Annotated in this window: 20 protein-coding genes and 1 riboswitch; of the genes, 11 read left to right on the forward strand and 9 right to left on the reverse strand. The window is 40.0% G+C overall.

What is annotated here, in order from left to right; all coding sequences use genetic code 11:
* Positions 1 to 24: 24 nt before the first annotated feature.
* The 3 genes from glpT to Q0791_RS05190 form a co-directional block, all read right to left on the reverse strand.
* A complete protein-coding gene (gene glpT, locus Q0791_RS05180; protein WP_299003524.1) occupies positions 25 to 1362 on the reverse strand; it encodes a glycerol-3-phosphate transporter in 1338 nt (445 codons plus the stop codon).
* A 935-nt stretch (positions 1363 to 2297) separates the two neighbouring features.
* On the reverse strand, positions 2298 to 2744 hold the full coding sequence (locus Q0791_RS05185) for a hypothetical protein (RefSeq protein WP_299003525.1): 447 nt from the start codon (positions 2742 to 2744) through the stop codon (positions 2298 to 2300).
* A 74-nt stretch (positions 2745 to 2818) separates the two neighbouring features.
* Positions 2819 to 3676 carry a PA4780 family RIO1-like protein kinase gene (locus tag Q0791_RS05190; RefSeq protein WP_299003526.1) on the reverse strand — a complete coding sequence of 286 codons (858 nt, stop codon included), beginning with the start codon at positions 3674 to 3676 and terminating at the stop codon, positions 2819 to 2821.
* Positions 3677 to 3943: 267 nt separating this feature from the next.
* On the opposite strand from Q0791_RS05190, the gene cobA reads away from it, so the two are divergent.
* The 5 genes from cobA (at position 3944) to Q0791_RS05215 (ending at position 6589) form a co-directional block, all read left to right on the forward strand.
* Positions 3944 to 4708, forward strand: coding sequence for a uroporphyrinogen-III C-methyltransferase (gene cobA / locus Q0791_RS05195; RefSeq protein WP_299003527.1), 765 nt, complete (start codon positions 3944 to 3946; stop codon positions 4706 to 4708).
* A gap of 135 nt (positions 4709 to 4843) precedes the next feature.
* Positions 4844 to 4909: a hypothetical protein gene (locus tag Q0791_RS05200; RefSeq protein ID WP_299003575.1), complete on the forward strand. Its 66-nt coding sequence runs from the start codon at positions 4844 to 4846 to the stop codon at positions 4907 to 4909.
* Positions 4910 to 5095: 186 nt separating this feature from the next.
* Positions 5096 to 5515 (forward strand): hypothetical protein, encoded by a 420-nt coding sequence (locus Q0791_RS05205; RefSeq protein ID WP_299003528.1) that lies wholly within the window; start codon positions 5096 to 5098, stop codon positions 5513 to 5515.
* A gap of 117 nt (positions 5516 to 5632) precedes the next feature.
* Positions 5633 to 5794 (forward strand): hypothetical protein, encoded by a 162-nt coding sequence (locus Q0791_RS05210; RefSeq protein ID WP_299003529.1) that lies wholly within the window; start codon positions 5633 to 5635, stop codon positions 5792 to 5794.
* A gap of 231 nt (positions 5795 to 6025) precedes the next feature.
* Positions 6026 to 6589 carry a hypothetical protein gene (locus Q0791_RS05215; RefSeq protein WP_299003530.1) on the forward strand — a complete coding sequence of 188 codons (564 nt, stop codon included), beginning with the start codon at positions 6026 to 6028 and terminating at the stop codon, positions 6587 to 6589.
* Positions 6590 to 6686: 97 nt separating this feature from the next.
* Here Q0791_RS05215 and Q0791_RS05220 read toward each other — a convergent pair whose 3' ends face one another.
* From Q0791_RS05220 to Q0791_RS05230, 3 genes are all read right to left on the reverse strand, one after another.
* Entirely contained in the window at positions 6687 to 8315 is a 1629-nt protein-coding gene (locus tag Q0791_RS05220) for a gamma-glutamyl-gamma-aminobutyrate hydrolase family protein (RefSeq protein ID WP_299003531.1), read from the reverse strand.
* Positions 8316 to 8688: 373 nt separating this feature from the next.
* Positions 8689 to 9435: a 5'-nucleotidase, lipoprotein e(P4) family gene (locus Q0791_RS05225; protein WP_299003532.1), complete on the reverse strand. Its 747-nt coding sequence runs from the start codon at positions 9433 to 9435 to the stop codon at positions 8689 to 8691.
* A gap of 410 nt (positions 9436 to 9845) precedes the next feature.
* Positions 9846 to 10739, reverse strand: a complete 894-nt coding sequence (locus Q0791_RS05230) for a hypothetical protein (protein ID WP_299003533.1) — start codon at positions 10737 to 10739, stop codon at positions 9846 to 9848.
* Between the two features lie 500 nt (positions 10740 to 11239).
* On the opposite strand from Q0791_RS05230, the gene Q0791_RS05235 reads away from it, so the two are divergent.
* The 4 genes from Q0791_RS05235 (at position 11240) to Q0791_RS05250 (ending at position 16004) form a co-directional block, all read left to right on the forward strand.
* Positions 11240 to 12457, forward strand: coding sequence for an aspartate aminotransferase family protein (locus Q0791_RS05235; RefSeq protein WP_299003534.1), 1218 nt, complete (start codon positions 11240 to 11242; stop codon positions 12455 to 12457).
* A gap of 145 nt (positions 12458 to 12602) precedes the next feature.
* The gene (gene astA / locus Q0791_RS05240) at positions 12603 to 13625 is read left to right on the forward strand and encodes an arginine N-succinyltransferase (protein WP_299003535.1); all 1023 of its coding nucleotides are present in this window, start codon (positions 12603 to 12605) and stop codon (positions 13623 to 13625) included.
* 9 nt (positions 13626 to 13634) lie between these two features.
* Positions 13635 to 15095 carry a succinylglutamate-semialdehyde dehydrogenase gene (astD, locus tag Q0791_RS05245; protein ID WP_299003536.1) on the forward strand — a complete coding sequence of 487 codons (1461 nt, stop codon included), beginning with the start codon at positions 13635 to 13637 and terminating at the stop codon, positions 15093 to 15095.
* Positions 15096 to 15206: 111 nt separating this feature from the next.
* Entirely contained in the window at positions 15207 to 16004 is a 798-nt protein-coding gene (locus tag Q0791_RS05250; protein ID WP_299003537.1) for a DUF1338 domain-containing protein, read from the forward strand.
* 149 nt (positions 16005 to 16153) lie between these two features.
* On the opposite strand, the gene Q0791_RS05255 is transcribed toward Q0791_RS05250, so the two are convergent.
* Positions 16154 to 16969, reverse strand: a complete 816-nt coding sequence (locus Q0791_RS05255; protein ID WP_299003538.1) for a delta-class carbonic anhydrase — start codon at positions 16967 to 16969, stop codon at positions 16154 to 16156.
* Between the two features lie 240 nt (positions 16970 to 17209).
* Between Q0791_RS05255 and ahpC the strand changes: the two genes are divergently transcribed.
* Together ahpC and ahpF are read left to right on the forward strand one after the other, a co-directional pair.
* A complete protein-coding gene (gene ahpC, locus Q0791_RS05260) occupies positions 17210 to 17779 on the forward strand; it encodes an alkyl hydroperoxide reductase subunit C (RefSeq protein WP_299003540.1) in 570 nt (189 codons plus the stop codon).
* 165 nt (positions 17780 to 17944) lie between these two features.
* Positions 17945 to 19564: an alkyl hydroperoxide reductase subunit F gene (ahpF, locus tag Q0791_RS05265; protein ID WP_299003542.1), complete on the forward strand. Its 1620-nt coding sequence runs from the start codon at positions 17945 to 17947 to the stop codon at positions 19562 to 19564.
* 398 nt (positions 19565 to 19962) lie between these two features.
* Here the strand turns inward: ahpF and Q0791_RS05270 are convergent, their stop codons facing one another.
* Together Q0791_RS05270 and rbsK are read right to left on the reverse strand one after the other, a co-directional pair.
* Positions 19963 to 21693, reverse strand: coding sequence for a transporter (locus tag Q0791_RS05270; RefSeq protein WP_299003543.1), 1731 nt, complete (start codon positions 21691 to 21693; stop codon positions 19963 to 19965).
* A 256-nt stretch (positions 21694 to 21949) separates the two neighbouring features.
* Positions 21950 to 22864 carry a ribokinase gene (gene rbsK, locus Q0791_RS05275; RefSeq protein ID WP_299003544.1) on the reverse strand — a complete coding sequence of 305 codons (915 nt, stop codon included), beginning with the start codon at positions 22862 to 22864 and terminating at the stop codon, positions 21950 to 21952.
* A 194-nt stretch (positions 22865 to 23058) separates the two neighbouring features.
* Positions 23059 to 23235, forward strand: a riboswitch (cobalamin riboswitch).
* Positions 23236 to 23366 lie beyond the last annotated feature (131 nt).

Below are 23366 nucleotides of genomic sequence, written 5' to 3' on the forward strand. Positions count from 1 at the left end.
TTGATGACTGTAAAATCGTTATTATTAATTGACTTTATGATGATGCAGTTTTGGATTCCAAGCGAGCGCGAGAAATAAGCATGCAAAGAATACCGATGCTATGAGTAAATAAAAACTCGTGTTCCAGCCAGAGTATTCAATGACTGTGCCCATAATCGCATTGGCGGGAACTGTGCCGACAAAATAGCCAAAGAGACCGGTAAACCCTGCGGCTGTGCCTGCGGCTTTTTTGGGAACTAATTCTAATGCATATAAGCCTATAAGCATAACAGGGCCATAGATAAGAAAACCTAAAGTGGTGAGTGAGGCCATGTAAATCCAAATTTCATGAATGGGGTTAAGCCAATAAACGAGGATGGCGACAAGCATGAGTAATAAGTAAATAATGCCTATTGGCGCTCGTTTACCTTTGAATAATTTATCTGAAAGCCAACCACATAAAATCGTGCCTGGAATGCCTGCATATTCGAACCAAAAGACTGACCAAGCAGCGTCACTATTTGAAAAGCCTTTACCACTGACAAGATAAGTTGGCGCCCAGTCTGCAATGCCGTAGCGTAAAAAGTAAATAAAAGCATTTGCTAGGGCAATAAACCACAAATATTTATTGTTAAGAACGTATTTGAAAAAGATTTCTTTTGCCGAGAACTCTTGTTCAAATTCGTCTTTAGTGACCACGCCGTGATCTTGTTTATATTCTTCTATTGGCGGAAGACCTTCAGATTGTGGCGTATCTCGAACGGTATATAAAATAAAGACAACCAGCAATAACGCAGCGATTGCTGGAAAATAGAATAAGCTCTGCCATTGGCCAAATATCATCATGCCCAGTAAGGCTAACGGGCCAATAAGCCCACCCCCGACATTATGGGCGACATTCCAGATTGAGACGTATGTACCGCGTTCTTGAGGCGAGAACCAATGGACGAGTGTTCTTCCACAAGGTGGCCAACCCATGCCTTGGAACCATCCGTTGAGAAACATTAATATGCCCATAAGGACTAAGCTGTGTAGGGCCCAGCCACTCAGTCCAATGACAAAGTTAATTATGGCAGAAAGAAATAATCCCGCTGCTAGAAAATAGCGAGCGTTAGAGCGATCGGAGACATTACCCATAAAAAACTTACTTAAGCCGTAAGCAAGTGAAATCATCGACAGGACAATACCCAGCTGGGCGGTGGTATAGCCTTCTTGTTGAAGATAGGGGATGGCTAAGCTAAAGTTTTTACGAATCAGATAATAGCCAGCGTAGCCCAGAAAGATCCCTAAAAAGACTTGTCGTCTTAATTTTTTATAGGTGGGATCGATTTCACTTTTAGGACGTTGCTGAATATGTTGAGCGGGCTTAAAAAAACCTATCATAATGTCGTCGTTATCCGCTGTGAGTGAATTTGAAAGCGGACATAGTGTCTAGGATAGTTTTATCTGTCTAGTTTAAATATAAAGTGCTTTCAAGGAGAAACAATTCATACACATGTTCTTACTCCATTAAATTTTATTTATCTAATTATTTTTGTTTAATAAAAATTAAGCTGTGAGTTTTTTTTATTACTTGGTTCTGAAACAAATAGCTCATTTATATGAAACATCAATATACACAAATGTAAAATAGCGAACTTTGAAAATCATTTGATACAAATTTGTTATTTCTTGTCATTCATTAAGTCGTGATGATATTTAAAGCGTTAACTTTTATTTGTTCTTTTTATGGAATAGTGATTTTAAATATTGAATGTGGGCTTTATTTTTTACCTCAAGCGGCAGTTTTTAAATGGATAAATATTATAAATACTATCTTTTATATAAAACAAGGTGTTCTTAATGAGTGAGTAAAAAAGATGTTGAGCATTTGAATGTTTCTGAATGGTTGTTGTATGGTTTTATTTGTGTTTTATTTGTGTTTTATTTTTGTCTTTATTTTGTTTTTGCCATAGTGGGTTTGTAATTTTATGTGATTATTGTTTCTTTTTTGAAAGAGGCGCTTTAATCTTTTGCTTAATAAGTTGATGCTAATATAGTAACTAGCCTTTAGTCACAACTTGATAAGGCTGATTTTAGCAGTATCAGTCGTACACAAGTGTTAGAACTAAGTATTAGAGCTAAGTACTAGAAGGAAGTGCAAGAACAGAGAGAGCACAAGAACAGAGATTAAATAATACAGTCGTTAGTCTATAGAGCGAGTATATAAAATTAATGTATAGAGTAGGGGGCGATGATGGCAGTGTCTTATAAGTTAATCATAATCTGGTGTGGTTTAGTCTGGTTAGTGTGGTTTGATATTGTTAATTTAGTCGGCTTTATTTGATATTACATCCGCTAATATTTTTTGTTTTACTTGTTCTGAGCTGGATTAAATAGAGAATAGGCAAGGTTATAATGCTAGTGGTTAGCATATCCATAATACTGTGGTACTGCTGATACAGCATGAGTAGGCAATAAAGCAGCATAGAAGATGTCGCTAAGAGGCGTTTTGTGGTCGATTGACGTGAAAAATAAACCACAAAGACCAAAGCGAGTGCAGTATGGGTACTGTAATCGAGCCCTAATCTAGGCCAAATGTTCATTATGTTATCTAACCACATGAGCCCATAAATAAAGCCAGTAGACAATAACACTCCTGTGATTGACTGCCTTAAACTCATCCAATCTTTATTCCGTGCGACGTTTATCATGGATACGGTAAAAAATACGCCTAGTAACGGAATATAAGTATCTGCAACAAAGTCCCACTCTTGGTATGTCATGTCTTGATTTCATTATTAAATGGGTCATTGACTTTGTGATTAATGACCCAAGGGTATTGGAAATACGAGTGTCACTAATTACTCATATTTGCTTGCAACATGCGATTTTTTCTATCTTGTTCTTCGTCAAAAGCCGCTTGAATTTCAGCGAGTATAGAATCGACATTTGCCGCTTTGTGATTTTCTTTAAAATGACCTGTTAATTCTGTATTGGGAGTGAGTTTTCCCGATTCAAATAAGGCCCACATTTCTTTTCCATAGCGCGTGTATAAGAGCTCAGGGGCATATTGGCCATAATATTGAGTCATGTTATTCACATCACGTTCCAGCATGCGCTTGGCATTATTATTAGCGGCTGCATCAACGGCTTGAGGAAGATCAATAATGACGGGGCCTGTGTGATCTAACAGCACATTAAATTCAGATAAATCCCCATGAATAAGGCCTGCACACAGCATCAGCTGAACATCTTTCATGAGTTTCTTGTGGTGTGTTTTCGCTTGTTCAGGGGTTAATGTTACGTCATTGAGTCTAGGTGCGACAAAGCCTTGATCATCAGTGATCAGCTCCATTAATAGAACGCCATCAAAGCAGCCATAGGGTTGTGGGACTCTGACACCAGCATAAGAAAGCCGATACAAGGCATCAACTTCAGCGTTTTGCCATGCTTGCTCTTGCTCTTGCTTACCAAATTTGGAGCCTTTTTCCATTGCACGTGCGCGTCGACTATTACGTCCTTTACGCCCCTCGCGGTACTCTACGGCTTTTTTAAAGCTACGTTTATCCACTTCTTTGTAAATTTTAGCGCAACGAACATCATGGCCGCAGCGAACCACATAGACATCAGCTTCTTTGCCGCTCATCAGAGGTCTGAGTACTTCATCCACTAAGCCTTCATCGACGAGTGGTTGTATTCTTTTTGGAATTTTCATTGGGGTCTTATACCCTACTTAGGCAAGAGATGGAACATATAACGGGATTTTATTTTTTATCTAATATCGTCAGGTTAACACAAAAAATAAGGTGATTAGTGTAAAATGATGCAAAATCTGTTTTTACTCATTTAAAAGTAAATCGACATTCCTGTTTGATTCTTTATACCATAAAGCTATAAATATTATTTTTTATATATTTATTAAGTTATAAGAGACGAGGTATATTGGCGGCTTCAAGTAATCAATATCAAGTGAGTAGTAGTTGTGACGAAAACAAGGGACAATAACCTTAAAGGTAAAGTATGGTTAGTCGGTGCAGGCCCTGGTGATGTCGAGCTACTGACACTAAAGGCATATCGTATTTTACAATCTGCTGAAGTGGTTTTGTATGATGCACTTATAAGTAAAGAGATCATGTCTGTGTTACCTGAAACCGCTGAAAAAATCCCTGTTGGCAAACGGGCGGGTAAGCACAGTGTGCCACAAGATAAAATTAATTATATTTTGGTGGAAAAAGGATTAACTGGTAAAAATGTGGTGCGCCTGAAGGGAGGCGATCCTTTCATTTTTGGTCGAGGTGGCGAAGAGTTACAGGCCATTGTTAAGGCTGGGTTGGATTTTGAAGTCATCCCAGGTATTACTGCGGCTAGTGGCACATCGGCTTATGCTGGTATCCCATTGACTCATAGGGATTATGCGCAAGGCGTCACGTTTATGACAGGTCATTGCCAATTAAAAAGTCAACCCATTGATTGGAATTCTTATGCAAATCCTAAGAATACCTTAGTGATTTATATGGGGATTTTAAACGCCGACTTGATCAAACAAGGCTTAATTAATGCTGGAAGAAATCCACAGACGCCAGTGGCGATAGTGTCAAAAGCGACCACATCAGAACAACGCACCTTCATTGGTACCTTAAGTGAATTAGACCGTTTAGCCACCCATTCAGAGTTGGTCATGCCTGCATTAATGATCATTGGTGAAGTCGTGCAGCTTGCAGACACGCTTAATTGGTATCACGCATAGATTATATGCTGTTTGAGTGGGCTATGGTTACTGTTAATCCACAGGTTAGTTGCTTACATGATGGTCGAGCTACGAGCGCTTGAAGAAGCGCTCTAATGGCATGGTGGGGAAGCTTTGAATCGTCAGCAAGTTTTTATGGCGTTAACGGCAACAGAAAGAGAGCAATTGATTGATTTTCTAATGTCTTGGTATTTGAAATAATCTTAAAACAGAAAAAGCCAATATCAATAATGGGTATTGGCTTTTTCGTATGTGTGTTGGAGTTCTTTAGTTAAATCTTATGTAAATTGATTTTTAGCGAGCGAGTGAAATAAGTTAATATAAATGAGATTTATTTCGATTTATGATGTTTTCGTTTTGTAGCTTGTGCTTTTAAAGGGAATTTTTATGTACTTAAGTTGTATTATAGTGTCTATGTTGTTGACCTATCTATATGCTAAATATCAATGTAAACAAGTGGATAATAATGTTGCTGTACATCATGGTTTATCTCAAACGCAACCTATACGTTTTCAAATATCCCATGCTCATATGGGCTGCTATTGGTTCATATATGCATTACGAGCACAATCATTAATCATATTAACTTTTAGCTTTATCGAGATTAAATTAGCGCAACAAGCGGTGTGGGTGATTGGTATTCAAGCAATGATAGGCTGTTTGTTATTTGGGCTATCTTTTATGATTTTAAGAGGGGGGACGCTGGTGTGGTTTTTAGCGACTTTACTGACATGCAACCCTTTTTATTGGCTGAGTAATACTCGTTATTATTTTAAGAATAAACACCTTTTTTCTAATAGAACATAAGGTTATAATTTTATCCTTTAAAGGACATTTTTCACCTTATTTTAACAGTGAACCTTGCTATATTATTACAGGTAACGTATTATTTTTAAACATGTCTGTAAAGGATTGATGAGCATTATGACGTTAGAAGCGATTAAGCGTGCGGCAACGGCTTTAAAAGATAAAAAAAGTGCTGATTCATATACACTTTCACATCAAATTAAAGCGCAAATATTAGCACGGAAAATGTCCAGTGATGAAATCAATCACGTCTATGCAAAAACTAAAATTCAACTCTAACACCTGTATCTCTTTTGACTCTGTCTTTTTCGTTAAGTGAAAGAAGGAAGGAGTGAAAGATTGAAAGGTTCATAAAAAGTGAAATGCGCAATCCCACATCATTGTTCTTGCCTTGTTATGTCTGATCATTTTATATAGTAATGGGAAGACTCTTTAATATTACAGATTAAGCAATAAGAATCATTAATCCCTAGATCCTCGACATAATTAACACATAAGGAGTTGTGTGCTGTGTGGTATCATCGAATTTTTGACGAAATTATTGAAGGTGATGACGACTTTGTCGGTATGATTGCCTATGCCATTTACAAGCAAGAGAAAATTAAATGGATTAACGTTCAGTATGAAAAAACAGGAAGCTATCCTGTCAAAGATGAAATCGATCGTTACTTTCATGATGTAGCCTCAACCCCTGACTCTCTTGCTCGATACCGTCAGCAGGCTGAGGATATCGTGAATAAGTTCACTCAGTTATCCTTATTTGAAGAGCTGGATGAATATAAAAAACAGCTAAGGGACGATCATATCATTAAATCCATCGAAGAGAAGCTCTACAAAGGCAAAGCAAAAACCATTTTTGAAAATGTGATTTCGGGTCTCGTGGGTTCAGGCATTATTGTCATACTGAGTGTGTTTTATTTCCTGTTCGATAAAATGCAAGAAGAAAAAATGAATCAAGCTCCCTCACAATTACCCGCTATTGTAGAAAAATACTTACCCGAAAATTTGAATGAGAGTTCTGATAATTATTTGAATGAGAATAATATAGAGAAGCTAAATGAGCGGAGTTATTAAGTCCTCTTGGGTTTACCTTTTCTCCACAAGCCATTTTATGCCTTGTGGAGAAAAGGTTGGTGAATAGCTATATTTATTGAGATATTTTTTGTATTAATTAGTGGTTAAGTAACTGCTTGTTAAGTAATTGCTTGTTGAAATGTGTCGTAGCACTGTCGCCAAAAATCTTAAAAAAACCTTCATTTGATCGCCCCATAATAAGGTTACCGACTTGACCGACTAAGCGAGCGATAGGATCCCTTGATGCAGCACTTGATTGATAGGACTCAGGATGAAATTGAGTCATTAGAATGGGGGCTGCTTGTGGTGGCTTATAGGTGGCGCCTTTTATCATTCCGTCATAAATGACTGCTGGTGCAAGATCTTGTTCCATTGAGGTAGGATCTGTGATTGCTTGATGATGTTTCACACCGCTAACGAAAGTATCTTTGACTTCCTTCCCATAAAAATGACTTGCCGATGGTGTGAGTTGGTATTGTTGAAACCCTTTTTGGCCTTCTACATGCTGTGCTAATTGCGCACCAAAATAGACACCGATCATTTGGAAACCTCGACATACGCCCATTAGAGGAACGCCTTGATTGACGGCTTTATTAATCAGCATGATTTCTAACAGAGAGCGTCGGTAGTCATTGCCCCATTGGGTTTCTTTTTGAGGTATTTGACCATAAAGTTTAGGTGGGACATCTTCACCTCCGGGTAAGAATACACTATTTAATTGTTCGACAACCTTATTGACCTTGGCTTGAATTTTTGCACATTCAGGGTAGGATTCTTTATGGTTTTGCACATGATTTAGCAAGGTTTGGGGGATAGATTTTTGATTGTCTTGTTTATATGTTAGTAAGTGTTCAATTTCATTCGTTAATGCTGTTTGATCAATCTTACAGGGAGTAAATGCAATCCGCAGTGGAATAACCGATGAGGTGTCTTGCATTTTCAAATTAGCCATCGGAGTCGTGACGCCTCTCGCATCAGGATGGACTAAAATAGTCGATAATGGCTGGGTTATTTTTGACGTTTTTTTCGATGATATATCCATGTTAAACTGAGTATCAAACAGGATAGTGTTTTCAAGGTTAGATTTATGTATCTGACAAGTATCAATTTTTGCATCAAGAAAATGAGTACCCGGTAGTTGACTTTTATTAAAGATAACTTGTTTTAAATGTGCATCTTCAAAACTGACTCTATTAAGCTGGCAATGTGAAAAGCGGCTGTTAGTGATTGTGGCTCCAGTAAACATACTTTCTGTCAATTGACATTGGTTAAATTGACAGCCTTGGAGCTGAGTATTAAAAAAAGAAGTATTGGTAAAAGTGCAGTTGTTAAAGCTCACATTTTTGAGTTTGGCGCCTGCGAATGAATTGAGATCAATGATACAACTATTAAAAGTTTTATTTTCTAGTACCTTGTTTCTAAACTGAACCTCCTCATTGAGAGCCAAACCGTTAAATTGAGTACGTGGTGTGTTATTCAGTTCATTTTCTATTGCTCTTGATAGGTGTCCACCTATATGAAGCTTTGCAAAAAAAACTTTGAGTCCAGTACGTTCAACTTGCCAATGACCATTATTATTGAGTTGGATCTGATATGTTTTTTCTTTTCCGTTACTGGTGTATATTGTTAAGGATTGTTGTCCGCTATTGCGTTTAATATTGTCTAAACTCTCTGTATTGAATAGGCAATGGTTGCGGCTATCCCATACGACATTTAATTCTGGCATGATATTCTCTTATTTATATTTTAGGGGGGAGTATTTAGGTTTAGCATCCAGATAGTTGTTTGTATTTTTTGCTGAAAATAAAGAAATGCCAGTGATTATCATGTTATCTTTTTTTCTGGCTTATTTTTAATGGCTACTTTGCCACTTTACGTTTGTTATTGCTTTCATATTTCATCTAAAGTTATATTTTTATCATTAAAATAAATTTACTTAATCGATGTGTGTTGCTTATGTCGAGGATCTAGGGATAAGGTAATTATTAATCAATGCATTAAACATAGGAATAATAATTATTTAAAATAAAACCCGACAAGGACGCTTGTCAGGTTTGTGGATATTTGGTGTTTGTTATCGCGATATAAAAAGCTAAGGCTTACTTTTTATTCCAAGGGGTTAGGGGGGCGTTCCTCCAAGTGCCATAAGAGGCATTAGGCAGGACAAACCAATCTTTACCTAAATGCTCGGCTTGTTGTTGGACTAGATGACGTTGGTATTTGGTGGATTTTTTGTTTTTAAAGATGGCATCGAAATCAGCTAAACTATCTCCAAATAACATAATGATGTCGTAGTGCTGACGAATAGAAGCTCGTCGTTGTTCTTTTGAGCCCGTATCAAGTAAGACATTGTCATTGCTGACTTGAGGTAACTCGAGTACTTTTAGACTGTTAAGAGTCGCCGCTTTATTTTTTTGTAGACGATCGGAGACATAGAAAATCTTCACATTTTGTGAATCGACATAATCTAAAAAAGCTTTCGCACCAGGAATGAGCCTTGGTTGACCTTTTTGTTCCCAATCACTCCAAGTATCCCAAGCGTTAAGGTCATGACAATTGTTCATGTCACGTACTAGAAGTGGAGTATTGTCTATCACTGTTTCATCAAGATCGAGCACTATGGCCATTTTTTCAGTGGAGTGCTGCTCTTGTATGATTTGCTTAAAACGTGCTGTGGCAAAAGCGTAAGTTTGTAGTTGTAGTGCAGTAACTTCGCCCGATTGTTGTTGATAGCTCAATGCCATGGCATTTTCCTTGGCCTTACAAACATCGTTAACTGTGGTGCTCAGCGTCGTTGTGCTGATAAGAGGAAGACTAAGTAATAGGGCTGTGATTGTTTTTTGCATGAATAAAAAACCTTAATTTTACTTTTTATATCGATAGTTTGTGATTTTATTTGAGACTAACTTAAATAATTAGGTTGATAGTTTGTTGAAGCAGTATTGAAACCTTCATTCTGTCGTTAACTTATTGAGGTCGGTATTCAATCGAGCACTTAAGAGAATGCTTATAATGACTGCTTTACATATTTGCTTGTGTATAAAAGATGATTTTGATAGCCGTTTCTCTGTGTGACGTTTTCCGGTGAACCAGTATCTCATAATGGCTTATTTTATTGAGCATTTTGTTGAAGGGATCACAGATATTCTTGCTATTGAAATCAGTTATGTTATCTGTGTTGTTAATAGGTTTTTTGATGCTTTGTTATGTTAGCTTTGGTTGATTTTTTGTTTAACAAATAATAGAAGAAGGGTTTTTACCCACTCGCTTTGAGTATTTCATATGCTTTAGGCAAAGGTTGATTAAGTTGTTTTGCTTCTTTTTCAAGATGAGTGATAGCTTGGTGAAGAGCACGATCATAATTGCTACTTTGTCCTGTTTGTGCCATTTGTAAACGTTCTAATCCAAAACCCCCTGTTTCTGATTGTTGCTCTTTGCGAGGATCCGCCACAACGAATTCACCAAGTTCAATTGCTCCCGTTAAGGGGTATTGAAGGGGCCTATTCATGATTGATGGATCAAGAGCGTAGTGAAAAGAAACAGTATGTATACCGTCAATATAGGGGTGACCTTTAGGATTGAAATAACCTGAACCATCCCCTAAGGCATGAGCTTCCTCATCAGAGCGATATATTATTTGCGCTTTTTTTATGCCTACCTTTTCAATAATAGGTAAATAGGCATTAATGCGATCGGTTGAAACCAGAACGAGTCTATTTGGTGCTAAATGAAGTGGTTTTACAAGATAACTTAACAGCTCAAATAGGATCTGCCCTTTAAATTGAGGGCGTTCTCGAGATAGAGCAATGATATGAAAGTAAGGTAGAGTTTCATTTGAAGTCATAGTGGTAATGTCGTGGATACGGATACAATTTTGTACTGTGAGTGCATTGCCGTGTAAGGGAGTTTGTCGTGTTTCGTCATAGCGTACACCGCCATTAAACGAATGCCCAGTGATCAGGCTTTGAGGGGGAGCGGTTTGGTAGTCTAAAGCTAAAAAGTATGACGTGATAGAGGGGACTGTGACAAGGGAGATTTCTGGCGCCAATGGTTTTGCGGAGGTATTAAAAATCACGCTGATAGGAGTGGAGAAAAGTGACATGAAACTAAACTGTGTAATTTTTGATAGAAAATGACGTCGATTGATCATTTTGCATGTACCTCAAAGTAAATATAGCGTGTTTAACTTCTTAATTCTTCTTTCAATGTATTGTAGACATATATCGCCATTATTAGCGCCTAAAATGTAGTAGAAAAATAATGCGTGTCAATGCTTCTATCGAATCCAATATGACTTCATCAATATATGTCATCAGGACAGCAGGATGACAATTTAAGCTAGGTTAAGGGTGTTTATTTATGCGATTATGGTGAATATTTAGAGTAAACATGATGTAAATAACTTTTTTGTGACTATTTATGCGATAAATGCCCGCAGAATACGCCTGTCTAATTCCATTTTTCTAATCTTTATGCAGTAAAAGCCAATCATGGGTGAATAGAGTTTGTGAAAAACTGGCATTTTGATCACATTTTAGCTAATAATGTCCTTATCGTAATATAAGTCGCCGTGTAAGCCTCAAGTTTTGTGGTGAATATTAGGTGACTACGGGCGGTTTTTACCGTTATAACTAGAAAGGATCAGAAGCAATGAGCATTGACATTAATTTAACAAGAGCCCAATTTGATGAAGTCATGGTGCCTAATTATGCGCCTTCGACTGTTATTCCTGTTCGTGGTGAAGGTAGCCGAGTATGGGATCAGACGGGTAAAGAATTTATCGACTTTGCTGGTGGTATTGCGGTGAACTGTCTAGGACATTGTCACCCTGCATTAGTGGGCGCACTAAAAGATCAAGGCGAGAAACTCTGGCATCTATCTAATGTGATGACCAATGAGCCAGCATTAACATTGGCGACTAAGTTAGTGAATGCGACATTTGCTGATCGCGTTTATTTTGCTAACTCAGGTGCAGAAGCGAATGAAGCCGCATTGAAACTGGCTCGTCGTTATGCGTTAGATAAGTTTGGTCCTGAGAAAGATCAAATCATTGCTTTTGATAAAGCCTTTCATGGCCGTACGTTTTTCACTGTGAGTGTGGGTGGTCAAGCCGCTTATTCTGACGGTTTTGGCCCTAAGCCTGAGAGTATTTCTCATGTGCCTTTTAATGATATTGCAGCCCTTGAAGCACTCATTTCAGATAAAACATGCGCGGTAATGATGGAGCCACTTCAAGGCGAAGGGGGCATTATTGATGCGCAGCCTGAATTTTTAACGGCAGTGCGTGCGCTATGTGATAAGCACAATGCATTACTTATTTTTGATGAAGTGCAAACAGGTGTGGGTCGTACCGGTGAGCTTTATGCGTATATGTCATCGAATGTGGTGCCGGATATTTTAACCACAGCAAAAGCACTTGGTGGCGGATTCCCCATTGCCGCAATGCTCACCAAAGCAGATATTGCTACTCACTTGAAAATTGGTACTCATGGTTCTACTTATGGTGGCAACCCATTAGCCTGTGCAGTGGGTAATGCTGTGCTTGATGTGGTCAATACGCCTGAAGTATTAGCGGGCGTGAAAGAGCGTGAACAATTGTTCCGCGATGGATTGAATAAGATTAATGCAAAATATGACGTTTTCTCTGAAGTACGGGGGAAAGGGTTGTTAATAGGTGGCGTAATGAATGAGAAGTTTGCAGGCCGTGCAAAAGACTTCCTTGTCGCCTCTGCTGAAGAAGGGTTAATGTGTTTAATCGCAGGGGCTAATGTTGTGCGTTTCACGCCTTCTTTAGTGATTTCACATGCAGATATAGAAGAAGGTTTAGTACGCTTTGAACGTGCTGTCGCTAAAATAGTTGCGGCATAAAAAGGGTAAAAAGAGCCTTACAGTATTAAGGCTCTTTTGTGTTGGCTGAAGGAATGCTGAGACATGAATGTGATAGGCCGTTTGTCATGCTTTTATCAGGCATGGAAGGAGTTGACAGCCAAGTTACAATGAGGAGACATCATAGATGTTAATAATACGTCCTATTCGATCGAGTGATTATGAAGCACTTTATCGAATTGCAGAAGAGTCCGGTCATGGATTTACCTCTTTACCCGTCAATGAAAAATTACTGAAAAGTAAAATTGCCCGAGTAGAAGCTTCTTTTGAAAAAGAGATCATAGAGAGTCCTTTTGATGAAGGTTATTTGATGGTGCTTGAAGATACCGACACACAAGAAGTGGTGGGTACTTGTGGGCTAGAAGCCGCCGTGGGAATGGAAGATGCCTTCTATCATTATCGCCTAGGCACAGAAGTGTATCATTCTAAACAGATTGATGTACGTAATGAGGCTGAAACCTTAACCTTGTGTCATGACTACACGGGAGCGGCAGAGCTGTGTACTTTATTTTTACGTGACACTTATCGAAAAAATAATAATGGACGCATGCTTTCTCGTAGTCGCTTTTTATTTTTAGCACAACATGCCCATCGTTTTGGCGATACTGTGATAGCTGAAATGCGCGGTGATTGTGATGAGCAAGGTAATTCCCCTTTTTATGGTTGGCTGCAAAAAAACTTTATAGGTATCGATTTTGTCGAAGCCGATTATCTTTCTGGTTTAGGCAGAAAAGCCTTTATGGCTGAAATGATGCCCAAACATACCGTGTATGTTTGCCTGTTACCGGAAGAAGCGCAAAAAGTGATAGGTGAAGTGCATACCAATACTCGTCCAGCATTAAACCTGCTTGAAGCGGAAGGCTTTAGGTGGCGCGGTTATGTGGATATTTTTGATGGTGGTCCAACGGTTGAGTGTAACTTAAATGACATACGTTCTGTCAGAGAAAGTCGCTTATTGACCGTGACAATTGGTGAGATGCCAGAATCAACATCGAAATTTATATTGTCAAATACACTATTAAAAGATTACCGAGCCACTTCGGCGCTGTTAAAGATAAGCGACGATAGCGATGAGGTTATCTTGTCACCAGAATTAGCCGCTGCGTTATTTGTTGAACAAGGTCAGCAAGTGCGTATTTTAGCATTGTAGGAAATTAATATGACACAATTTATTCAGGGCCAGTGGGTTGCTGGTCTTGGTCACGAAGTGACTTCAACGAATCCTGCCAATCAAGACATTATTTGGCGTGGACAAACTGCGACACCTGAGCAAGTGGATGCGGCTGTAATGGCAGCCCGTGAAGCTCAATTTGATTGGTTTATGCTAGGTTTTGAAGCGCGTTTAGCCATTATTGAAGCCTACCGTGAGCAGCTAGAAGCGAATAAAGCAGAACTGGCGGAAGTGATTGCTCAAGAAACTGGTAAATCCCAATGGGAAACCGCAACTGAAGCCGGTGCCATGATAGGTAAAATTGGTTTATCCGTTGCAGCTTACCACAAACGCACGGGATCCTCAGAGAATGATACACCTGCAGGGCGTGCGGTACTGCGTCATAAACCTCATGGCGTCGTTGCGGTATTTGGCCCTTACAATTTCCCAGGGCATTTGCCTAATGGTCATATTGTGCCGGCATTACTTGCAGGCAATACCGTGGTCTTTAAGCCATCAGAGTTGACGCCAAAAGTGGCTGAGTTCATGTTGCAACTTTGGGAGAAAGCCGGATTGCCTCAAGGAGTGATCAACTTAGTACAAGGTGAAGTTGAGACAGGAAAAGCGCTGGCATCACATACTCAAATTGATGGGCTTTTCTTTACGGGGAGCTCGCGTACTGGCCATCTATTGCATCAGCAAAATGCGGGCGATCCGGGAAAAATTCTGGCCCTAGAAATGGGCGGTAATAATCCGCTTATTATTAAAGATGTCAATGACACAAAAGCGGCGGTCCACGATATTATTCAATCGGCTTATATTTCATCCGGTCAACGTTGCACTTGTGCTCGCCGTTTGTATGTGCAAAAAGGTGAGCAAGGCGACAGTTTGTTAGCTCAGCTTGCCAGTGCGGTAAAAAACATACAAGTGGGCCCTTGGAATGCACAGCCACAGCCATTTATGGGAAGTATGATTTCCGAAACTGCGGCAAAAGGCATGTTGACAGCTCAGCAGTCATTGATTGATTTAGGGGCGACGAGTTTAGTGGAACTGACCCATATTGAAGCGGGTACAGGCCTTGTTTCTCCTGGTTTGATTGATGTCTCTAATGTGGCCGAATTACCGGATGAAGAGTATTTCGGTCCACTGTTACAAGTGGTGCGTTACAGTGATTTCGATGAAGCGATTCAACTGGCCAATAATACTCGGTATGGCTTATCAGCGGGATTATTAAGCGACAGCCGTGACGATTATGATTATTTCCTTGCCCGCATTCGTGCGGGAATAGTCAATTGGAATAAACAAATTACAGGCGCTTCTGGATCGGCACCTTTTGGCGGTGTGGGTGCGTCAGGTAATCACAGGGCCAGTGCGTTTTATGCGGCAGATTATTGTGCTTACCCCGTCGCTTCAGTTGAAGCGGATGCCGTGAGTTTACCTGCAAACTTAAGTCCAGGTTTACATCTATAATCTAAAGAAGGTTTACTGATATTGGTTTCAGTAAACGCTTTTTTCCTGTTGTTTAGTGTATGTTCATTGGGGGGCTTTTTGAGCTGCTTCAATGTTCTAAAGGAGTGATAAATGCATACCCATGTCGACACACTGTTTGATGCATTGTGGCAAGATTATATTCAGATGACACCATCGGCGGCAAAAGTTCATGATTTACTTGCCGATGGTAAGCCGATTATTAATGATCATATTGCGCTACGGACTTTCAACATTGCCAAAGTAAATCTTGATGTGTTAGCTAAGCATTTTGAGTCCATCGGCTATGTAGCTTGCGGTGATTACAATTTTGAGGCTAAAAAACTGGTGGCAAAACATTTTGAGCATCCAGATAGCACTCAACCTAAAGTGTTTATTTCTGAGCTTTTGGTTGAAGAGTTTAGTCCTGAATTACAAAGAATTGTGACTGGTTTTATTGATGAAATGGATGCCAGTGTCGTCACTGCGGATAATTTTTTATATTCGGGCCGTCATTGGGATTTAGACTCGAAAACCTATGAAACATTATTAGCCGAAAGCGAGTATGCCGCTTGGGTGGCGGCTTTTGGTTATCGCGCTAATCACTTTACGGTTTCCATTAATCATTTGCTGAATTTTGACAATATTCTTGATGTGAACCAAGCGTTGAAGAATGCGGGTTTTGTACTCAATACTGTGGGTGGTGAAGTGAAAGGCTCGCCTGAGGTATTACTTGAGCAATCATCGACGATGGCAGATAAAATTCATATGGTATTTAGCGATAAAAAGGTTGAGATACCCAGTTGTTTCTATGAATTTGCTCTACGTTATAATATGCCAAATGGTGAGCTTTATACGGGGTTTGTGGCGGCTTCTGCCGATAAAATCTTTGAAAGTACTAATGTTAACTAGCCCGTTAACTAGCCCGTTAATTAGCTTGTTAAGCAGCCCGTTGAGTTAGTTTGTTAAATTAGAGATGATCATTGAAGAAGCCATTCAAATGAATGGCTTTTTGTTAATAGTTCTTGTTAATGATTTCTTGTTAAAGGGGAGGTTAAAATTTAATCGATACTCGATAATTGAGCTGGGTTAATGACTAAACTTCTCACGCCATGGGCTTTTACTTCTTCAAAGACATTACTCTCGCACCATTTTCCTAAGCTAGTGATATTCAGTTTTTCGCACAAAGGTCGCACACTCCAAGTTACGCTTTTATTGGAGCAGTGAAGCTCACTGTATTGGGGGCCTGTTGTGGAGCCCAGAAACTCGATGGGTTGCCCTGTATCTAAAGGTAGGGCTTTGGTTTGATAAAAATCACTTTGTTTTTCGACATCATAAGTAAAGTCATTAAAGTCGATGGCGCCATCATCATTAACCAGAGTAAACACTTGTGCCTCGACTCTTAGGCTGGGATTTGCACAACTTGCCGTAGAGCAAGCCGCGAGTCCGACGCCTGGCTGGACATCACAAGAGGAATAGACCCAATGCACTTCGACGGTATTGCCAGGAATGAGCCCATCACACATATTACCAGGAACAGGCATAACCTCTGCGTAATTTAAATTTTGGCTGATGTTACATTGATATCCGCCTCCAAGCCCCTTTGCATCCCCTCTGCCAGCATAAATATTAAAGGCTTTCGCCTTGTGCTCGGCATTATAATGAAAGTGAATATTGCATAAATTCATTTGAGTATAAGGTGGTGCAATACCAAATCTTTGATTATTTTCCCCTTCACCTTGTTTGATATTTCTGGGTGCTTGTGGACCAAAGCCTTCACAGGCTAGCTCGTCTGCCATTGCAAGTGTGGTTTGAGCCATAAGTATAAGGCTAAAAAGTAAGGTTGAGAGAGGCACTTTTTGAATGGTTAAGCCCATAATCAAATCCTTTTGTTCAATAGGGTATGAGTACTAAGTATAGTGAATAATTAACTCGAATATATTTTTTTAACTTATTGTTTTTAATGTTGTAAATAAATTTACTAGACAGTTTACCCTTGCTTTTAAAAAACCGATTAAACCAATAGGTTTTATCCGTTATATTTAATATCACTCTTGTTCTATTATTCTTGCATCGAAACAAAACACAGACTTTATTTTCGCATTTTGGAGCAAGCTATGTATCAATCAATTATCAATACGCAAATTCAACCTTTCTCTGCAACGGCTTTTCATAAAGGGGATTTTCATCCTGTGACAGAGCAAGATTTATTGGGTAAGTGGTCAGTGGTTTTCTTCTACCCAGCAGATTTTACTTTTGTTTGTCCAACAGAGTTAGGCGACTTGGCGGATCATTATCAAAAACTACAAGACATGGGGGTTGAAGTTTACTCTGTGTCTACCGATACCCATTTTACTCATAAAGCTTGGCACGATAGCTCAGATACCATTAATAAAATTCAATACCCAATGATTGGTGATCCAACAGGAAAAATTAGCCGCAATTTTGGTGTGATGATTGAAGAAGATGGCTTAGCACTTCGCGGTACTTTTGTGATTAATCCGGAAGGTCAAATTAAAGTCGCTGAAGTTCATGATTTAGGTATTGGTCGTAGCGCATCAGAACTTATTCGTAAAATTCAAGCCGCTCAGTATGTTGCGACACATGATGGTGAAGTTTGCCCAGCAGCATGGCAGCCAGGTGAAGAAACACTAGCGCCTTCTCTTGATTTAGTCGGTAAGATTTAACCTTTTATGGTCACGCATTTTGAAAGCTCCTTTAATGAGTCGGGAGCATTCAATTGACCAAGCTGAGTCTGTCACCCCCTGATCGATGGGCTCAGCTTTTTTATTTTTTGTCTTTATTTTTCTTTCTTTTTACAACGTGAGATCACTTTTGTCTTAGGAGTCGTTATGTTGAATGCGAATATGAAAACTCAACTGAAAACCTATTTACAGAACCTTAAGCGCCCAGTTGAACTTGTCGTATCGGCAGATGATACGGCTAAAGCAAAAGAGTTAGCCAGTTTAGCTCAGGATATTACTCAGTTATCTGATTTAGTGACATTGACCACACAAGTCGGGAAGCGGACACCTTCTATGAAGGTGACGAGTCCAATTGGTTCCGATCAAGCACAAACCAGCATAACTTTCGCCGGGATCCCCATGGGGCATGAATTTACTTCTTTAGTCTTGGCATTACTGCATACAGGTGGGCATCCCATTAAATTAGCCCCTGAATTGATTGAGCAAATTAGTGCGCTAACGGGTGAGTATCGTTTTGAAACTTATGTGTCTTTAAGCTGCCAAACATGCCCTGAAGTGGTACAAGCCTTAAATATGATGGCGGCGATCAATCCCAATATTCAGCACGTGATGATCGATGGTGCTTTGTTTCAAGAAGAAGTCGAAGAGCGCAATGTGATGGCGGTGCCTTCAGTCTTTTTAAATGGTGAGCCTTTCTCCGTTGGCCGTATCACTGTGGTGGATATTTTAAATAAAATTGATGTGAATGCCCAAAGCCGACAAGCAGAAAAATTAAATGAAAAAGATCCCTTTGAAGTTTTAGTGGTTGGAGGTGGCCCAGCAGGCGCATCGGCGGCCATTTATGCGGCGAGAAAAGGACTTAGAACGGGAATTGTTGCGGATAAATTTGGTGGCCAAGTGGCCGAAACCGTAGGTATTGAAAATTTTATTTCAGTGAAAGCCACCGAAGGCCCTAAATTGGTAGCGAACCTTGAAGCTCATGTGAATGATTATGATGTTGATATTATGGATAATCAGCGGGCATTATCACTTCAATCGAGTAAAAATTCAGATCAGTTATTTGAACTTGAGCTGCAAAGCGGTGCTGTGATAAAGAGTCGTACCGTATTGCTGGCAACGGGGGCTCGCTGGCGTGAAATGAATGTACCAGGAGAGCAAGAGTATCGAGGTAAAGGCGTGGCCTATTGTCCTCACTGTGATGGGCCATTATTTAAAGGTAAGCGTGTCGCAGTCATAGGAGGGGGGAATTCAGGTATAGAAGCGGCAATTGATTTGGCCAATATAGTAGAACATGTCACGGTATTGGAGTTTGATTCAAGCTTAAGAGCCGATGAAGTCTTACAAAGAAAAGCCCGCTCTATGGGCAATATTGACATTATTACTCAAGCTATGACCACTGAAGTGACTGGCGATGGTAAGCGAGTCAATGGGCTTAACTATACAGATAGAGTTACAGGTGAGTCCCATCATGTTGCACTTGAGGGTATTTTTGTACAAATTGGCTTAGTGCCAAACAGTGAATGGCTAAAAGAGACGATTGATTTGACCCCAAGAGGCGAAATAATCGTCGATGGAAAAGGGCAAACATCACTGCCGGGTGTGTTTGCAGCAGGTGATGTGACGAACTCGGCTTACAAACAAATCATTATTGCCATGGGAAGCGGCGCAACGGCATCACTTGGTGCATTTGATCACCTCATTCGCACTCAAGAGAGTATGGATGAAAAGATAGCGTCAGAAAATATTGACAAAAATCAGGCAGCCTAATGTCGTCAATATGATTGCAAATTGAAGTGTTAAAGGTCATTTTTTATTAAGACTCTTTTACCTAAGATTGTTCAATATATACCCGTGATACTTGAAGATGCATGTTTTCAGAGCCTGTAAAAGTGCCTAATTCAAGGCGTATTATTGCAAGAATGCTTATTGCCTTTTAAGATGATACAACGCAGAAGTCGGTGCTTTTACAGACTCCCAAGGGGCTGGCCTCTTTATATGTAAAAGCAAGGCCTTTTATACTGCGTTATTGAACATCAGCTTAGAATAACTAGGCACGCTGTTCAAAGCCTTGCCTAAAAGGCTTTTAATTCCAGCTGAATCCTGCATCTTCAAGTATCACGGGTATAAAAAGGTGAGCGGATAGTTCACCTTTTTATGTTGCTTATTCAATACATCATCATACTTAAATACCCTAAAATCAGCACTAGCATTGAGGTGAGGGCGTAAGGGACGGGATAGCCGATAGCAGGAATATCACTTTGACAAATCTCTTGTGCCCCTTTCATTGCGGGTGTGCTATTGCGCGCACCCGCACAAGCGCCCGCTAAAATAGCCGGATTCATTTTACGAATGTAAAAACCATATAGCCAAGCGAGAAGAGGTGGCACAAGTGCCCCAATGAGGCCTAATATCGCAATTTTGATGACGATAATACTCTGAAATGAGTCTAAAATTTTAGGCCCGACGCTGGTGGCCAAAACAGCGACAAACAGGCTTAAGCCAATATCTTGTAAAAAGCTTCGGGCTCCTTCACTCATAGGGCCACCAAAAGCGGGATTACGAGTGCGTAAAAAAGAAAAAATAATCCCTGTTAACATACAAGCTGCGGATGTGCCCAATGCGAAGGGGATCCCTGAAATATTGACGCTTAAATGGCCAAAGATGTAACCGATCAATAATGACAGCGCCAAATAAAAGGTCTCGGTAATAGTACTTTCAACGATTGGTGTACACTTGAGTTTACTCGCGGCTTGCTGAACGCACCAATCCGATCCGGCGACGCGAATAACATCGCCCATTTCGACTTGAGTTTGAGGCAGAATAGGCAGTTGATGGCCTTGTCGAAAGAGCGCTTTAAGGTACAAACCAAACCCGATATCTTGGCTCAATTGTGCAATGGATTTACCAATGTAAGGTGATTGGCCTAAGTGTAAATCGGCAACTTCAATATCGATGTTTCGCGCTCTCGGTTCATCGACTTCGGTGCCTATGTGACTTTCACCTTCAGCAATGAGTTGATGGTATTGACCGCGAACGCCGATAATATCGCCAAGTTGGAGTTTGGGGTTATCTGCGGCTTTTAACACCTTATTTTGTCGAATGACTCGTAATACTGTGGCTTGAGGATTAAGCTGATACAGACTTTCAGGTGTTTGATTGACTAATTCCTCATGTTCTACGCGATAGGCACGGACATCGAGTGGTAATACGCCTACATTGGAAAATCCGACTGTACTGGGTAGGGCTTCATTGTCTTTTCCTGAGCCAAAATCTTTTTCGGCTTGAACACCGGCTGTTACAGGGTTTTGACCAAAGAGTGTCGGCAGATATTTGATTAAAAGGATGATAAAAATACTCGATAGGATATAACTAATGGCGTAACCTGCGGCAATGTTAGCACTGACTTGATCTAAAGTGATGCCATCGGGAGCCTTAAATGCGCCAGAGGTGATGGCTGATTGCGCGACGCCCATTACCGCTGTCACAGTATAGCTGCCAGAGATAATACCTGCGGCATAACCAGGCGCTAGGTTGAATAGCTTGGCGCCCCAAAAAATAATGATGAAATTACTGAAAACAACAATCAGGCCTATTACAATAAAATCCAAGCTACCGCGGGCGAGTCCTGAAAAAAATTGGGGCCCGACTTTCATGCCTATGGCATACATAAACATCATGAGAAAAATATCAGAGACGAGCCCTGGCGCATTGATTGTGAGCCCATAAAATGAAAAGGCGCTCAGGGCGATGAGCACGCTGATCAATAGCGTGCCAGCAGTGGCACCTAAGTTAATGCCTTTAATGCTCAACTTGCCTAATGGGTAGCCTAAGCTGATGGCAAGAAATAAAAACACAAACGGATTATTAGCAATATAGTGAAAGATAAAATCAATCATAGAATTTATAGATACCATTTTGTGTTACCGAGTATTTGTTCAGGAGTGTATGAGTTATTTACTCATGATTGTGTCAGTTCAATATTACCTGTATTCATTCAGTACAATATGATTTCATTTATTTGTTCAGAGGGGTTGAGTTGTCAGGCCCCAAATTCTGTGGTTAATGCACAGTATGGTCAATGGAGCCTTTTTTGTGAAATTTTGCTGTCAAGGATCGATTTATGTTATTGCCCAGTTTATGTCATGGTACAGTTTATGTCATTGTCAGTTCACTTCTATGAGGAATAGCGGCTTGAGCGCCGTGGCGAGTAACCGTTATTCCTGCAGCTTGATTTGCAAATCTAACGGCCTGATGTAATGGCATGTTTTCAGCTAGGCCTACCATTAATGCACCATTAAAGGTATCGCCTGCGGCAACGGTATCGAGGGCCTTAGCAGGGGAGGTTGAAATTAATTGACCTTCACCTTCTTCACTGACATAGGCCCCTTGGCTGCCAAGGGTTATGATGACGCATTTGACGTCGATATGATGTAATGTGTTTGCGGCTTGCTGCGCACTGAAAGCATCAGTGACTCTAATGCCTGTTAATTCAAATGCTTCTGTTTCATTGGGCGTAATAATGTCTACAAGAGAGAGGATACTTGCATCGAGTTTTTTTGCCGGAGCCGGATTGAGTATGGTTTGGCATTGTTTTTGTTTAGCGAGTAACAAGGCTTGTTTAACTGTATCCAGTGGAATTTCTAATTGTAATAATAAGAATTGGGCTTGCGTGAATAAATTATCCTGTTTGACTAACATTTTGGGTAATAATTTATCATTTGCTCCCGCGTTGGCGGCAATGCAGTTTTCACCTTGACTATCGATAAAGATCATGGCGCTACCCGTATTTTCATTATCGATGAAAGTGATTGCCTCAAGGTTGAGGCCATCTTTTTTCCATTGCGCGCACATATTTTTAGCGATGGGATCGCTTCCTAATGCGCTGATAAAGTGTACCTTAGTCGATGGTGCACATAAGCGGGCACAGGCAACGGCTTGATTGGCGCCTTTTCCTCCAAAATGAACTTGATAGTCTTGTGTCATACAGGTTTCCCCTGCTGTAGGGAGCTGTTTTACGTGCATGACATGATCAATATTACTGCTGCCTAAAATTAAAAGTGTTGTCATAGTGAAATCTTCTGTTTGGCTGGCATGAAGAGTTAGCTTATATATACTCAAATGCTTTGAATATGCAAGGTCAGGGGAGTTTTTGTTGCGTGGGTATAAAAAAGGAAATACAAAGGATGGATTGTTAGGCCAAAGTCTATGCTCTATAATGCCGTCAAATTGTGGGTTAATAACATGATTTTATAAAATAAAAATAAAATGTCAGTTTTCAAGGTGCCCAGCGCCGCTTTTTATTAGGCGTATAGGGATAATCGGGAAGTTTGTGAAAGTCAAACACTGCCCCCGCAACGGTAAAGGTTCATTAAGCAATCTATTAAATAGGTTGTTGATTGACTCAAGTCCGGAGACCGGCCTTAAAGATGATCTTGATGATTTCGGTGGGCAGATCTCAAGATGCGATGAATAAATGATCCGTGCATGAGTACGATTTTATTGATTTCACGTGACAATTTGCTCCGTTTATCCTTTGGGAGAATAAAGGTAAATGGGTATACAAGTAATA

Origin of the sequence: uncultured Shewanella sp., assembly GCF_947495455.1 — a bacterium.
Taxonomy (GTDB): domain Bacteria; phylum Pseudomonadota; class Gammaproteobacteria; order Enterobacterales; family Shewanellaceae; genus Shewanella.

Excerpts from the sequence above, each read along its gene's own strand:
- glpT (WP_299003524.1), bottom strand. The coding sequence starts at position 1,362 with ATGATAGGTTTTTTTAAGCCCGCTCAACATATTCAGCAACGTCCTAAA.
- Q0791_RS05185 (WP_299003525.1), bottom strand. The coding sequence starts at position 2,744 with ATGACATACCAAGAGTGGGACTTTGTTGCAGATACTTATATTCCGTTA.
- Q0791_RS05190 (WP_299003526.1), bottom strand. The coding sequence starts at position 3,676 with ATGAAAATTCCAAAAAGAATACAACCACTCGTCGATGAAGGCTTAGTG.
- Q0791_RS05205 (WP_299003528.1), top strand. The coding sequence starts at position 5,096 with ATGTACTTAAGTTGTATTATAGTGTCTATGTTGTTGACCTATCTATAT.
- Q0791_RS05210 (WP_299003529.1), top strand. The coding sequence starts at position 5,633 with ATGACGTTAGAAGCGATTAAGCGTGCGGCAACGGCTTTAAAAGATAAA.
- Q0791_RS05220 (WP_299003531.1), bottom strand. The coding sequence starts at position 8,315 with ATGCCAGAATTAAATGTCGTATGGGATAGCCGCAACCATTGCCTATTC.
- Q0791_RS05225 (WP_299003532.1), bottom strand. The coding sequence starts at position 9,435 with ATGCAAAAAACAATCACAGCCCTATTACTTAGTCTTCCTCTTATCAGC.
- Q0791_RS05230 (WP_299003533.1), bottom strand. The coding sequence starts at position 10,739 with ATGATCAATCGACGTCATTTTCTATCAAAAATTACACAGTTTAGTTTC.
- Q0791_RS05235 (WP_299003534.1), top strand. The coding sequence starts at position 11,240 with ATGAGCATTGACATTAATTTAACAAGAGCCCAATTTGATGAAGTCATG.
- astA (WP_299003535.1), top strand. The coding sequence starts at position 12,603 with ATGTTAATAATACGTCCTATTCGATCGAGTGATTATGAAGCACTTTAT.
- astD (WP_299003536.1), top strand. The coding sequence starts at position 13,635 with ATGACACAATTTATTCAGGGCCAGTGGGTTGCTGGTCTTGGTCACGAA.
- Q0791_RS05250 (WP_299003537.1), top strand. The coding sequence starts at position 15,207 with ATGCATACCCATGTCGACACACTGTTTGATGCATTGTGGCAAGATTAT.
- Q0791_RS05255 (WP_299003538.1), bottom strand. The coding sequence starts at position 16,969 with ATGGGCTTAACCATTCAAAAAGTGCCTCTCTCAACCTTACTTTTTAGC.
- ahpC (WP_299003540.1), top strand. The coding sequence starts at position 17,210 with ATGTATCAATCAATTATCAATACGCAAATTCAACCTTTCTCTGCAACG.
- ahpF (WP_299003542.1), top strand. The coding sequence starts at position 17,945 with ATGTTGAATGCGAATATGAAAACTCAACTGAAAACCTATTTACAGAAC.
- Q0791_RS05270 (WP_299003543.1), bottom strand. The coding sequence starts at position 21,693 with ATGATTGATTTTATCTTTCACTATATTGCTAATAATCCGTTTGTGTTT.
- rbsK (WP_299003544.1), bottom strand. The coding sequence starts at position 22,864 with ATGACAACACTTTTAATTTTAGGCAGCAGTAATATTGATCATGTCATG.